The sequence below is a fragment of the Luteimonas wenzhouensis genome, from assembly GCF_007859305.1.
Taxonomy (GTDB): Bacteria; Pseudomonadota; Gammaproteobacteria; order Xanthomonadales; family Xanthomonadaceae; genus Luteimonas; species Luteimonas wenzhouensis.
In genome coordinates this window covers 266682-280084 of record NZ_VOHE01000002.1, presented here as the reverse complement: position 1 = coordinate 280084, position 13403 = coordinate 266682, and the positions used below count along the sequence as shown (strand labels likewise).

The window sequence follows — 13403 nt, the reverse complement described above, 5'->3', positions numbered from 1 at the left end:
GGTGGCAAGAAAAGTGATGTTATATTATTACGATCCGGGTCGTGGACCGCTGTCAACCAACCTTCGTCATGCCCCCCACCCACCACCATCGCTGGCTGGACCGGTTCGGCGCCGCGGGCTCGCTGGCCTGCGCGCTCCATTGCGCCCTGCTGCCGCTGCTGATCGCGGCATTGCCTTCGCTCGGCCTGGCCATCTGGCTGAGCGACGGCGTGGAACTGGGCTTCGTGGTGTTCGCCACCCTGCTGGGCGGGTTCAGCCTGCTCTGGGGATACCGTCGCCATCGCGCCCTGCGTGCGCTGGGCCTGCTGCTGCCCGGCCTGGCGGTGCTGTGGGCCGCGGTCCTCTATGCCCCCCTGCACGAGACCGTGGTGCCGCACGCGGTGGCGATGACCTTCGGCGGCACCCTGGTGGGGCTCGGGCACCTGGTGAACCTGCGCCTGAACCACGGCCACGTCCACGACGCCAGCTGCACGCACTGAAGGCTGGCACGGCGGGGCGGCAGGCGGCCGCATGGTAGAATCCGCCACCTCGCGCCACCGCGCGGCGGCCCCACGGGCCGGACATCTTTCCGCCGATTTTTCAAGGATCCAGGAGCAAGACGATGGGCAAGGGCGACCGCAAGACGGCCAAGGGCAAGCGCTACATCTCCAGTTACGGCAATGCGCGTCCGAAGGTCGTGGCCAAGGCCAGCGGCAGCGCCGCCGCGCCGGTGGCCAAGGCTGCCAAGGCGTCGGCCAAGGCGCCCGCCCGCAAGGCGGTCAAGAAGGTGGTGGCGAAGGCCGACTGAGCCGGCGCCCCCGCCGCAAGGCCGATCCGGAAGCCCCGCCACGCGGGGCTTCCGTTCTTCGTGGAGCCGGCTGCGGCGCCGGCGGCCTCAGCAGAGCCGTTGCCCGCCCGCGTGCACCGAGCGCACCAGGTTGCCGCCGAGCCAGTACGCCAGTTCGGCTGGATGCGACACATCCCAGTGCACGAAGTCGGCGCGCAGCCCGGGCCGCAGGATGCCGCGATCGTGCAGGCCCAGGGCGCGTGCGGCGTGCACGGTGGCGCCGCGCAGCGCCTCCTCCGGCGTGAGCCGGAAATGCGTGCAGGCCAGCTGCATCGCCTGGCGCAGCGACAGCAGCGGCGAGGTACCCGGGTTGCAATCGGTGGCCACCGCCATCGGCACGCCCTGGGCGCGGAACTCCGCCAGCGGCGGAAGGCGCGTCTCGCCCAGCACGTGGAACGCCCCGGGCAGCAGCACCGCTACCGTGCCGGCACGGGCCATGGCGGCCACGCCCGCGGACGAGGTGTACTCGACGTGGTCGGCCGACAGCCCCCCGTATTCGGCCACCAGCGCCGCGCCGCCGCCGTCGCTGAGCTGGTCGGCGTGCAGCTTCACCGGGAGGCCGAGCGCGCGCGCGGCCTCGAACACGCGGCGGGTCTGCGCGGGGGTGAAGCCGATGCGTTCGGCGAAGGCGTCCACTGCGTCGACCAGGCCTTCGCCATGCAACCGCGGCAGCCATTGGCACACGGCGTCGATGTAGGCCTCGGCGCGCCCGGCGAATTCCGGCGGCACGGCGTGGGCGCCGAGGAAGGTGGTGCGCACGTCCACGCCCAGGGACTGTCCGATGCGGCGCGCCACGCGCAGCATCCTGCGCTCGCCGTCGAGGTCCAGGCCGTAGCCGGACTTGATTTCCAGCGTGGTCGCGCCGTCGGCCAGCAGCGCCCGGGCCCGCGGCAGCGACTGCGCGAACAGCGATTCCTCGTCGGCCGCGCGGGTCGCGCGCACGGTCGAGACGATGCCGCCGCCGCTGCGCGCGATCTCCTCGTAGCTCGCGCCCTGCAGCCGCTGTTCGAACTCCGCGGCGCGATGGCCGCCGAACACCAGGTGGGTGTGGCAGTCGACGAGGCCGGGCGTGATCCAGCCGCCACCGGCCTCGACCACGGCGTCGGCCAGGCGCTCGGGTTCGCCCGGCAGGTCGGCGCGGCGTCCGGCGAACACGATCCGGCCGTCGCGCCAGCCCAACGCGCCATCCTCGATCGCGCCCCAGCCCGCATCGCCCTCCAGCGTGGCCAGGCTGGCGCCGACCACCAGGCCGTCCCAGAGCTCAGGCATCGGGGCCTCCGGCGCAGGCGTCCGCCGGCGCCACCGCGACGACGGGCAGGGCCGGTTCCGCGACCGCGGAGGTTTCGAGCATGGCGGCACCCGATGATTGGGACATCCCGGCAAGGTAGCCTAACCCGCCCATGTCCGCACCGGTCCGGTCCATGCACACGCACACGCCCATCGTCCAGCGCAGCGCCGCGGGCTGGCAGCTGCCCGGCATCGCCAACCTGCATTCGCATGCGTTCCAGCGCGCCATGGCCGGCCTGGCCGAGCGCCAGACCGACCGTTCGGATTCGTTCTGGACCTGGCGCGAGACGATGTACCGGATGGCGGCGCGCTTCGATCCGGACTCGCTGCACGCGGTGGCCTCGCAGCTGTACGTGGAAATGCTGGAGGCCGGGTATACCAGCGTCTGCGAGTTCCACTACCTGCACCATGCGCCGGACGGCCGCCCCTACGGCACGCCGACCGCGATGTCCGATGCGCTGGTCGCCGCTGCGGGCGACACCGGCATCCGCCTGACCCTGCTGCCGGTGCTGTACATGACCGGCGGCTTCGACGGACGCCCGCTGGGCGAGCGCCAGAAGCGCTTCGGGCACGACGTCGATGGCTACCTGCGCCTGTTCGAGGCGCTGTACGCGCGGCGCGGCGGGATGCTGCGGGTGGGGTGCGCCCTGCACAGCCTGCGCGCGGTGCCGGAAGCGGCGATGCGCGAGGTGCTGGCCGCACTGCCGCACGACGTGCCGATCCACATCCACGTTGCCGAGCAGATCGGCGAGGTCCAGGACTGCCTGGCGATGCGCGACCTGCGCCCGGTGGAATGGCTGCTGCGCAACGCCCCGGTCGATGCGCGCTGGACCCTGGTCCACGCCACCCACCTCAACGATGGCGAGGTGCGCGACATCGCCCGCTCGGGAGCGACGGTGGCGATCTGCCCGACCACCGAGGCCAACCTCGGCGACGGGCTGTTCCGGCTGCGTGACTACCTCGATGCGGGTGGCGCCTGGGGCATCGGCTCGGATTCCCACGTGTCGGTGTCGCCGGTGGAGGAGCTGCGCTGGCTCGAGTACGGACAGCGGCTGGCGACGCGCCGGCGCAACATCGCGGTGGCCCCGGACTCGCCGGGCGTGGGCACCACCCTGCTGCGCGGGGTACTGGCCAGCCGCGCGCGGGCGACCGCGTTCGACCGGCTCGACGACGACCTGGTGGTGCTGGATCCCGGGGCGCCCGCGCTGGCCGCCGCGCAGGCCGGCGACGTGGCCGAGCGCTGGATCTTCGGCGGCAACGTGCCGCTGGTGCGCGAGGTGCACGTGGGCGGGCGGCAGGTGGTGGTGGACGGGATGCATCCGCGGCGCGACGGGATCGCCGCGCGCTACGCCGCGACGATGCAGTCGCTGCTGCAGGAGTGAGGGATGCCGGCCAGGCGCCGTTGGCGTGTCGCCGCCACCGATGCCGCCGCGCGCCGGTGCCGCGGCCCCGCCCGTGCGGCGGCGCGGCGAGGCAGGCCTGACCTGGATCAATGCAGCGCCCGCGCGCGGTGCGCGAACCTTCGCGTCGTTGCAATCCGGGGATGAACCGCATGGACGTCGACGTCGCGATCGTCGGGGCCGGCCCGGCCGGCCTGTGCTTCGCCCGTTCGCTCGAGGGCAGCGGGCTGTCGCTGGCCGTGCTCGAGCGCCAGCCGCTGGACGCGATCGCGCAGCCGGCCTTCGACGGCCGCGAGATCGCGCTCACCCACGCCTCGCGCGCGATCCTGGAACGGCTGGGGCTATGGCAGCGCTTCGATCCGGACGAGGTATCGGTGCTGCGCGACGCGCGGGTGAGCAATGGCGAGGCCGTCTGCGGACTGCAGATCAGCGCGGACGATGGGCGCAGCGGACAGCTCGGCTGGCTGGTGCCCAACCACCTGATCCGCCAGGCCGCGTACGACCTGGTGGCGGCCCAGCCGGGCGTGCAGCTGCTCGCCGGGCGGGGCGTGGCCGGGGTGGCGCGCGAGGCCGGCGGCGTGGCGCTCACGCTCGAGGATGGCGGCACCTTGCATGCGCGCCTGCTGGTCGCCGCCGACAGCCGCTTCTCCCAGGTGCGGCGGACGCTGGGCATCGGCGCGCGCTCGCGCGACCACGGCAGGCAGATGCTTGTGACCCGGGTGGGGATCGAACGCCCCCACGGGCACGTGGCCTGGGAGTGGTTCGGCTATGGCCAGACGCTCGCGCTGCTGCCGCTCAACGGCCAGCGCGCTTCCGTGGTGCTGACCCTGCCGCCGGCCGACATGGCGCGGGTCGTGGCGATGGACGACGCCGCGTTCGGCGCGGAGCTGGAGCGGCGTTTCCGCGGGCAGGTCGGCGCGATCCAGGCGTCGGGCACGCGCCACGTGTATCCGCTGGTATCGGTGTTTGCCGACCGCTTCGCCGTCCCCGGCGCGGCGCTGGTCGGCGATGCCGCGGTGGGCATGCATCCGGTGACCGCGCATGGCTTCAACCTCGGCCTGCAGGGACAGGCGACGCTGGCCGAAGAAGTGTTGCGGGCCCATCGCCAGGGCGTGGGCATCGGCGCCATGGAAGTACTGGCGCGCTACGACCGCCGGCACCGCGCGGCCGCCTGGCCGATGTATGCCGGCACCCGCCTGGTGGTGCGGCTGTACACCGACGACCGCACGCGCATGCGCGGCCTGCGCACGGCGATCCTGCGCACGGCCAACCGGCTGCCGCCCCTGCGCAGGGTGATCGCGGGACGGCTCACCCAGGCAGTGTAGGCGGCCCGCGGCGCCGGCTGCGCCTCAGGCGACCGCCAGCGGGAACAGGTCGAATGTGTCGGGCAACGCGCCTTCGAGCTTGAGCAGGTACTGCTTGGCCGGCAGTCCGCCGCCGAAGCCGGTCAACGAGCCGTCGGCGCCGATGACGCGGTGGCACGGCAGCACGATCGGCAGCGGATTGCGCCCGTTGGCGGCGCCGACCGCGCGCACCGCCATGGGCCGGCCGACGCGCGCGGCCAGTTCGGCGTAGCTGATGGTCGCGCCGTACGGGATCAAGGCCAGCGCGTGCCAGACCTCGCGCTGGAACGCCGTGCCCCGGGGCGCCAGTGGCAGGTCGAATACGCGCCTGCGTCCGGCGAAGTATTCCTCCAGCTGCTGGCGCGCGCGCCGCAACAGCGGGCTGTCGCCTTCGCGCCAGTCGTCGCCGCGACGCACGCGATGGCGGTTGCGCCGGAATTCGATCGCGTGCAGGGCGGTGTCTCCGGCGGCGATGAAGAGCGGGCCGAGCGGGCTGTCGAGGGTGGTGGTGAGGACGGTCACGCGGTTTTCCTCCTGGTCGGGGGCGCACGTCGCGATGGCGGCTGCGCGGGGGCGAGGGCGGCTTCGCGCCAGGCATGGACGACGGCGTAGGCGCGCCATGGCCGCCATCCCTCCGCGCGCCCTTCGAGCGCGGCGGCGCGCGCGGCCGGGGAGGCTGGACAGTCTTCGTCGGTGAGCAGCTGCCGCTGCAGCACGAGGTCACCGGCCGGGAACGCATCCGGATGGCCGAGCGCGCGCAGGGCGATGTAGTGCGCGGTCCAGGGGCCGATGCCGGGCAGGGAGGTCCAGCGTTCGACGAAGTCCTCCAGCGTGCGCGCGGCGCTGAAGTCGACCCGGCCGTCGAGCAGGGCGCGTGCGATCGCGTGGATCGTGCGTGCGCGCGCCTCGGGCACGCCGAGGCCCGACAGGTCCGCTGTGGCGATCTGCGCCGGCTCCGGGAACAGGCATTGCAGGCCGGAGCCCGCCAGCCCCGGCGGCAACGGCGTCCCGTGGAGGCGGGCCAGGCGCGCGACGAGGGTACGCGCGGCGGCCACGCTCACCTGCTGGCCGAGCACCGCGCGTACCGCGGTCTCGAACCCGTCCCAGCCGCCTGGCAGGCGCAGGGCCGGGCGCCGGCGCAGCAGCGGCCGCAATGCCGCGTCGCGCGAGAGCACGGCGCCGATCGCCTGGGGATCGGCGTCGAGGTCGAACATGCGCCGCACCCGCTCCACCGTCGCCAGCATCCGCGACGGTGGGCAGCCGTGCAGTTCCAGCTTCAGCGCGTGGCCATCGTCGCCTGCGCGGCGTGGCCAGCGGCTGACCCGGAACCAGCCGGTGCCGCCCGCGTCGGCGAAGGCCCGGGCGTAGGCCTCGTCGTCGACGCGCTCGACCCCGGGCAGGGCGCGCTGGCGCAGAAAGTCGAGGGTGGCGGCGAAGTCGTACGGCGGGCGGTAGTTCAGGCGCAGGGTCACGACCTCGCCGTCGCCGGCTTCCGGCCGCCGCCGCAGTTCGCGCGGCGCCATCCCGTAGGCCTGGCGGAAGCAGGCGTTGAAGCGACGCAGGCTGCCGAAGCCGGCCGCCATCGCCACCCGGGTCACCGGCAGGGGGGTCTGGGTGAGCAGCTGGCGCGCGAACAGCAGGCGGCGGGTGCCGTGCACGCCGATCGGCGGCGCGCCGAGGCGTTCGCGGAACAGCCGTCGCAACTGGCGTTCGCCCACGTGCACGCGTGCGGCCAGTGTCGCCAGCGGCGCATCGGCCAGCGCACCCTCGTCGATCAGCCGCAACGCGCGCGCCAGCACATCGTCGCCGCGGCGCCAGCTGCCGTCGGCCGGCGAGAGCTCGGGCCGGCAGCGCAGGCACGGCCGGAACCCGGCGGCCTCCGCGGCCGCGGCGCTGGCGAAGTAACGCACGTTGCGCGACCTGGCCGGCGGCGCCGGACAGGTGGGACGGCAGTAGATCCCGGTGGTGGCGACCGCGGTGAAGAACAGGCCGTCGAACCTGGCGTCGCGGCTCAGGCGCGCCTGTTCGCAGATGGACGGATCGGGCAGGCCAAGGGTCGGCATGGGGGCAGTCTAGCGCCGCCCCTGTCGCCGGACTCGCCGTTTCCGGACATCAATGCCCGGGCGTGCGTGCGGCCTCCGGGCGCAGCGCGGGCAGCAGCGCGGCGGGGTCGCCATCGTCCCCGACCGGCGGCAGGCCGAGCAGCCGCGCCAGCAGCGGATAGACGTCGACGTTGTCGACCGGCGGCAGGGTGAACCCGCGCCTGAACGATGGGCCGTGGGCGATGAAGATCGCGCGCATCGACGGTTCGGCCGGATCGAAGCCGTGCGAGCCGCGCCGGCCCGCGGGACGTCGCGCCAGGCGCTCGCGTGGCAGGGCGTCCCAGCCGGTGTCCATCTGGCACACGATCGGCGGCACGCGCGGATGCCGGCCGTACTGCCAGCGTGCGGGAAGTGCGTCCCGGCGCCAGCAGGTGTAGTGGTCGTGGCGGCCCAGCAGTTGGCGTTCGGCCGCCGCCTCGCGGCCCGGACGCGGGCGGAACCCGACCACCTGGCCATGGCTGATTTCGATCGCGTCCGCCGGGTCGACCATGTCCTCGACCGCCACCACCTGCCCGTCCGGCACCTCGGCCATGCCGTGGTCGGAGACCACGACGATATCGGTGCGCGCCGCCGCGCCGCTGCGCTCGAGCGCAGCGCGCAGGGCGCCGATCGCCGCGTCGACCTCGCGCATGGCCGCGCGCATCTGCGGCGAACCCGGCCCGTGCGCGTGGGCCGCGCCGTCGGGATGCTCGAAGTACAGCAGCGCCAGGCGCGGGCGGGTGGCCTCGGGCTCGGCGAGCCAACCGGCGACGGTCCGGACCCGCTCGTCGATCGGGCGGGAGGCATCGAACAGGTGCCAGCGCGTCGGGCGCACGCCCTGCACCGGCGCCTCGCTGCCGGGCCAAGCCAGCACGGCGGTGGGCATCCCGGCGCGTTCGGCGGTCACCCACAGCGGCTCGCCGCCCCACCAGCGGCCGTCGCCGACCGCATCGCGCAGCTGCAGGGTGAAGCGGCCCAGCGCCGGGTCATGCATGGTGTTGTGGACGATGCCGTGGCGGTCGGGGCGCAGGCCGGTGACGATCGTGTAGTGGTTGGGGAAGGTGAGCACCGGATAGGACGGCACCATCCACTGCGCGCGCACGCCTTCGCGCGCGAGCCGCTCCAGGTGCGGGGTGTCGCCGCGCGCCAGGTCGTCGGGGTGGACGCCGTCCAGCGACACCAGCAGCAGGCTGCGCGGCGCGGCGGCGGGGCGGGAAGAAGCGGGGGGGGACGAGGGGGTGGCGCAGGCGGCCAGGCTCAGCAGCCAGGCCAGCACGCACAGGTGCCGGAACATCTTCATCGGCCCATCATACGAGGCGACAATGACAGGCGATGGCCGCCCGGCGCCGCCGGCCAGGGCGGTCCGCGATGACGATGCCCTGAACCGGGGCGCCGCGGTCGCTTGATCCCGACGCGTCCGGGCCCATGTTGTAGCGTTGGCCATCCCCTGGCCGATCCCGGAGAGGTGTCGCATGACCATCCACCCCCGCCACTACGCCAGTCGCACCCTGCTCGCCGGCCTCGCCGCGGGGCTGCTGGTGCTTGCCCTGCCGGCCGTCGCCCTGGCGCAGGACGAAGAACCGGAAGAGGAGCGCAGGGCCGCGGTCCGCAAGGGCGATCCCGACGACCGCTTCTGCATCCGCGAGACCGGCTCGCGCATCGTCGCCACCCGCAACCGGGGCCGCAGCGACGAGCAGGAGTGCGTGAACGCCTCCGGCCGCGTTTACACCCGCGAGGACATCGAGAAGAGCGGCTCGGCCGACCTGCGCGACGCGCTGCGCCGGCTGGATCCGTCGATCCGCTGATCCCGCGGCCGTGCGCCGTGGCCGGCACGCCGCAGCGCGCGCCGGCAGCGGTGGCGCCGGTCCTGCCGCCCGTTCCACTGGCCCGCGGCGAAGCCCCGGCCTGGCGCGCGGCGGCCGGATGGCCCCGGCGCGCGACTCAGGCCTTGAGGCCGTCGAGCAGTCTCCCCAGCGAAGCCTTGTAGAACGCCTGGAAGCGGCGGTCGTCGTAGCTGAAGCGCCCGGCGCGGTAGAGCGCGACCAGGCCGTGCGAATGCGCCCAGAGCGTCATCGCGATGTCCCACGGGTCGCCCTCGCGCAGCACGCCGCGCGCCTGTGCGTCCACCACCGCGTCGTGGACCACGTTGAGCGTGGGCGAACGACGGGCGCGGAAGTCCTCCGGGAAGCGGCGGGCGTCGTCGCGTCGTACCGAGAACGCGTAGTCGAACAGGTGCGGATGCGCCAGCGCATAGTCGAGGTAGATCATCTGGATCGCGACCAGCTGCGCTAACGGATCGCCGCCCGACTTGCGCGCGGCCCAGTGGCGGGCGATCTCCTGGAAGCTGTCGTCGCCGATGCGCCTGAACAGCGCGTCGCGGCTGGCGAAGTGGCGGTAGATCGCCATCGGGGTGATCCCGACCGCCTCGGCCACGCGCCGCATGGTGACCGCCCCGGGCCCTTCGCGTTCGAGCAGGGCGCGCGCGGCCGCGAGGATGCGCCGGGCGGTGGGCGGGCGGCTCATGTATACACTGTATACTGCGGGCGCGTTCCGGGTGCAACCGCGCCCCGTGTCGGCCGGTTTCCCCCTGCCGTGGCAGGTGCGCGGCTGGCGGGGCCCGCGCCGCCAGCGCACACTTTCCGGCTGCATTCGCACGTTTTCCTGGAGTTGCCATGGCCAGCCCCCGCCACGACCCGTCCCGCGAGGTCCGCGCGCCGCGCGGCACCGCCCTGCACTGCCGCAGCTGGCTCACCGAGGCGGCGTACCGGATGCTGCAGAACAACCTCGATCCGGACGTGGCCGAGCGACCGCAGGACCTGGTGGTGTACGGCGGCATCGGCCGCGCCGCGCGCGACTGGGCCTGCTTCGACGCCATCCTCGCCACCCTGCGCACGCTCGGCGATGACGAGACCCTGCTGGTGCAGTCGGGCAAGCCGGTGGGCGTGTTCCCGACCCATCCCGACGCGCCGCGGGTGCTGATCGCCAACTCCAACCTGGTGCCGGCCTGGGCCAACTGGGAGCACTTCAACGAGCTCGACCGCAAGGGCCTGATGATGTACGGCCAGATGACCGCGGGCTCGTGGATCTACATCGGCTCGCAGGGCATCGTGCAGGGCACCTACGAGACCTTCGTCGAGATGGGCCGCCAGCACTACGGCGGCAACCTGCGCGGCCGGTGGGTCCTGACCGCGGGCCTGGGCGGCATGGGCGGCGCGCAGCCGCTGGCGGCCTCGCTGGCCGGCGCCTGTTCGCTGACCATCGAATGCCGCCAAGAGGCGATCGACTTCCGCCTGCGCACGCGCTACGTCGACGAGCAGGCCAGCGACCTGGACGACGCGCTGGCGCGCATCCGCCGCTACACCGGGGCGGCCGAGGCGAAGTCGGTGGCGCTGCTGGGCAACGCGGCCGAGATCCTGCCCGAACTGGTGCGCCGTGGCGTGCGCCCGGACTGCGTGACCGACCAGACCAGCGCCCACGACCCGGTCCACGGCTACCTCCCGATCGGCTGGACCGTGGGACAGTGGCTGGACCTGCAGAAGACCGACCCGGCGCGCGTGCGCGACGCGGCGCGCAAGTCGATGCGCGTGCACGTCGAGGCGATGCTCGCCTTCCACGCCCAGGGCATCCCGACCGTGGACTACGGCAACAACATCCGCCAGATGGCCAAGGACGAAGGTTGCGCCAACGCCTTCGACTTCCCCGGCTTCGTGCCCGCCTACGTGCGGCCGCTGTTCTGCCGCGGCGTCGGCCCGTTCCGCTGGGTGGCGCTGAGCGGCGACCCGGAGGACATCCATCGCACCGATGCCAAGGTCAAGGAGCTGATCCCCGACGACCCGCACCTGCACAACTGGCTGGACATGGCGCGCGAGCGGATCAGCTTCCAGGGCCTGCCGGCGCGCATCTGCTGGGTCGGCCTGGGCCAGCGCCACCGCCTCGGCCTTGCGTTCAACGAGATGGTGCGCAAGGGCGAACTGAAGGCGCCCATCGTGATCGGCCGCGACCACCTGGATTCGGGCAGCGTGGCCAGTCCCAACCGCGAAACCGAGGCGATGCGCGACGGCAGCGACGCGGTGTCCGACTGGCCGCTGCTCAACGCCATGCTCAACGTCGCCGGCGGCGCCACCTGGGTGAGCCTGCACCATGGCGGCGGCGTGGGCATGGGTTACTCGCAGCACGCCGGGGTGGTGATCGTCTGCGACGGAAGCGAGGCCGCCGACCGCCGCATCGCCCGGGTGCTGTGGAACGACCCGGGCACGGGGGTGATGCGCCATGCCGACGCCGGTTACGACATCGCCGTGCAGTGCGCCAGGGAGCAGGGCCTGAAACTGCCCATGCTGCCCTGATCGGGCGGCCCCCGGTGCGGCACGGCGCGGCGGCGCGTCGGCTTCAGCCGTGCGCGCTGGCGAGCAGGGCGCGCAGGTCCTCCACGTCCGCTTCCAGCAGCCGCGGCAGGGGGGCCGCCGGCGGCGGCGGGGCCGCGAGCCGGCGCCAGGCCTCGGCGAGGGCCTCGAGCGCCGCCGACACGCGCGGCAGGTCCGCAGGCTCCACGTGTCCGGGCGGTTGCCCGGGAGCGGCCGCGCCCAGCTGCCGCTCGGCGTCCCAGCAGGCGGCGAGGGCCCGATAGGCCAGCCGCTGGCAGACCGAGACCGCCGGCCACAGGCGTTCGGCCGTGTCCTGCTGGGCGCGGGAGCCGGCGAGCGCCTCGTCCATGCGCTGTTCGAGTTCGAAGCTGCGATGCTGCAGGTCGCGCCGGGTGGCCCGCGCGTGCGGCGAGGTCACGTCGCCCGAGGCGAGCAGGCGACAGGTGTCGCGCACCGCCAGCAGGCAGTGCGCGATGCCTTCGCCCAGCGTCGCGGCGTCGGCCCTGGGGGGCAGCAGGCGGAAGGCGACCAGCGCGCAGGCACAGCCGAACAGGGTGTCGACGCCGCGCGCCCACAGCAGGGCGGGGACGTCGTCGACCGGCTGGCCGCCCGACGCGATGGTCAGCGCTGCCCCGGTGATGAAGACGACCGCGAGCGCGTAGTTGCGCACCACCGCCACCTCGATCACGAACTGCAGCAGCATCACCACCAGCACCAGCCAGGCCCCGGCCGGCTGCCACCACACGATCACCCCGGCCAGCAGCAGGCCCACCCAGGTGCCGAGCGTGCGCTCGAGGCTGCGCAGCAGCGTGCGGGTCCAGTCGAAGCCCTGGTGCAGCATCAGCAGCGCCGCCGCGATCGCCCAGTAGGCGCGCTCGAGCTCCAGCGCGGCGCCCAGGGCGCCCGCGAGCAGGGTCGCCATGCCCACGCGCAGCACCACGCGCAACGCGTTGGACCCCGGGGCGATGCCTTCCCGCAGCAGCCTCCAAGAGTGGGGATAGCCGTGCGGGATGGCGTCGGGCGGCAGCGAACGCGGCCGCGCGATCGGCGGCCGGGTGGCCTCGTCGACCAGCGCCTGCGCGCGCTGGAGCAGGACGTCGCGATCCGCGTGCGGCGACGAGGGGTCGATCGCGGCGGCGAACAGCTGGTGCAGCTCGCGGTTCACGCCCCGCAGGCGCTCGAGTTCGCCGCCGCGGCGCGCGGGAACGGGCTGGAACCCCACCAGCATCTGCCAGCTCTCGTGCAGTGCCTGGGCCGCGGCCCGGCGGGCACCCGGATGCGACGGTCCGGCCTGGATGCAGGCCACCACCGCGCGTCCCGCGGCGGCGACCGCGCGGCGCTCCGGCCCGCGCAACCGGAACAACGCCCCCACAGTGTGCAACAGCCAGGCGACGGCGCCGCCGCCCAGGACCAGCAGGCCGGCCTGCAGCGGCGCGAGGTCGCCGATCGGCAGTGCGGTGCCGGCAGCGCAGGCGAGCACGAACATGTAGGCGCCCGGCGGGCCCAGACGGGTGGCGTTGCACAGCCATGTGGCCAGCATCGCCACCAACGACAGCGCCGGCACCACCAGCCACGGCCGGCCTTCCAGCCATAGCCCGAACACCACCGCCAGTGCGAACGCCGCGGCGACCACGGCCAGGGTGATCGCGCGCGACGCGTAGGGCCGGCCGCCGCCGTAAAGCGCGGTGAAGGCGCCGAGGGTCGCCATCAGTCCCGCGCCCGGCTGCCCGGCCCAGGTGCCCACGGCCACCGGAATGCCCATCGCCAGCGCCGCGCGCAGCGCGAACGCCCAGCGCTGGGGCGGCGCGGGCCGCACCTGGCGCAGGTCACGCAGCAGCCGCCTGGGGGTCGGCCGTGGCGGCGCCGGCGGGGCGGGCGGCAGGGAGGAAGCGGGCATCGGGACATCCTAGCCCCCGCGCCGTGCCCGGCGGCGCACGCAGCGCCAGGGCACGGTGGTCGGCGAAGAAGGCGGTGGTTCGCCGAGGCGGGCGACCCGACAGCCACGCGTCCGCCATGTCTGGGTGCCGGGCAGGGAACGGACGCTCGGCCGTTCCTGAATCACCATAGTGCGGCGCAGCAAAAATGTTCGGAATATGTTATGATTC

Annotated in this window: 12 protein-coding genes; 6 read left to right on the top strand and 6 right to left on the bottom strand. The window is 73.9% G+C overall.

The annotated features are described in order from the left end of the window. The first annotated feature begins 68 nt into the window (after positions 1-68). Entirely contained in the window at positions 69-479 is a 411-nt protein-coding gene (locus FQY79_RS04690) for a MerC domain-containing protein (RefSeq protein ID WP_146311273.1), read from the top strand. Positions 480-601: 122 nt separating this feature from the next. Further along, on the top strand, positions 602-787 hold the full coding sequence (locus tag FQY79_RS04685) for a 30S ribosomal protein THX (RefSeq protein WP_146311271.1): 186 nt from the start codon (positions 602-604) through the stop codon (positions 785-787). Between the two features lie 87 nt (positions 788-874). On the opposite strand, the gene hutI is transcribed toward FQY79_RS04685, so the two are convergent. Beyond that, a complete protein-coding gene (gene hutI / locus FQY79_RS04680) occupies positions 875-2095 on the bottom strand; it encodes an imidazolonepropionase (protein ID WP_146311269.1) in 1221 nt (406 codons plus the stop codon). A 152-nt stretch (positions 2096-2247) separates the two neighbouring features. On the opposite strand from hutI, the gene FQY79_RS04675 reads away from it, so the two are divergent. Both FQY79_RS04675 and ubiM read left to right on the top strand, forming a co-directional pair. After that, the gene (locus FQY79_RS04675; protein WP_246123002.1) at positions 2248-3495 is read left to right on the top strand and encodes a formimidoylglutamate deiminase; all 1248 of its coding nucleotides are present in this window, start codon (positions 2248-2250) and stop codon (positions 3493-3495) included. Between the two features lie 161 nt (positions 3496-3656). Then, complete coding sequence (gene ubiM / locus FQY79_RS04670) at positions 3657-4838, top strand: 5-demethoxyubiquinol-8 5-hydroxylase UbiM (protein WP_186759785.1); 1182 nt, start codon at positions 3657-3659, stop codon at positions 4836-4838. Positions 4839-4862: 24 nt separating this feature from the next. Here the strand turns inward: ubiM and FQY79_RS04665 are convergent, their stop codons facing one another. Genes FQY79_RS04665 through FQY79_RS04655 form a run of 3 tightly spaced genes read right to left on the bottom strand, consistent with a single transcriptional unit; the run spans position 4863 to position 8237 of the window. Then, positions 4863-5378 (bottom strand): methylated-DNA--[protein]-cysteine S-methyltransferase, encoded by a 516-nt coding sequence (locus FQY79_RS04665; RefSeq protein ID WP_246123001.1) that lies wholly within the window; start codon positions 5376-5378, stop codon positions 4863-4865. Then, entirely contained in the window at positions 5375-6919 is a 1545-nt protein-coding gene (locus FQY79_RS04660) for an AlkA N-terminal domain-containing protein (RefSeq protein WP_146311264.1), read from the bottom strand. The genes FQY79_RS04665 and FQY79_RS04660 overlap by 4 nt, the downstream gene beginning before the upstream one ends. Before the next feature lie 49 nt (positions 6920-6968). After that, on the bottom strand, positions 6969-8237 hold the full coding sequence (locus FQY79_RS04655; RefSeq protein WP_246123000.1) for an alkaline phosphatase family protein: 1269 nt from the start codon (positions 8235-8237) through the stop codon (positions 6969-6971). Between the two features lie 172 nt (positions 8238-8409). Here FQY79_RS04655 and FQY79_RS04650 point away from each other — a divergent pair, with 172 nt between their 5' ends. Next, on the top strand, positions 8410-8742 hold the full coding sequence (locus tag FQY79_RS04650; RefSeq protein WP_146311263.1) for a hypothetical protein: 333 nt from the start codon (positions 8410-8412) through the stop codon (positions 8740-8742). Between the two features lie 136 nt (positions 8743-8878). Here FQY79_RS04650 and FQY79_RS04645 read toward each other — a convergent pair whose 3' ends face one another. Continuing rightward, the gene (locus FQY79_RS04645) at positions 8879-9460 is read right to left on the bottom strand and encodes a TetR/AcrR family transcriptional regulator (protein WP_146311262.1); all 582 of its coding nucleotides are present in this window, start codon (positions 9458-9460) and stop codon (positions 8879-8881) included. Between the two features lie 149 nt (positions 9461-9609). Between FQY79_RS04645 and hutU the strand changes: the two genes are divergently transcribed. Beyond that, positions 9610-11280 carry a urocanate hydratase gene (gene hutU / locus FQY79_RS04640; RefSeq protein WP_146311261.1) on the top strand — a complete coding sequence of 557 codons (1671 nt, stop codon included), beginning with the start codon at positions 9610-9612 and terminating at the stop codon, positions 11278-11280. 43 nt (positions 11281-11323) lie between these two features. Here the strand turns inward: hutU and FQY79_RS04635 are convergent, their stop codons facing one another. Then, entirely contained in the window at positions 11324-13195 is a 1872-nt protein-coding gene (locus tag FQY79_RS04635; RefSeq protein WP_146311260.1) for an FUSC family protein, read from the bottom strand. Positions 13196-13403: the final 208 nt, after the last annotated feature.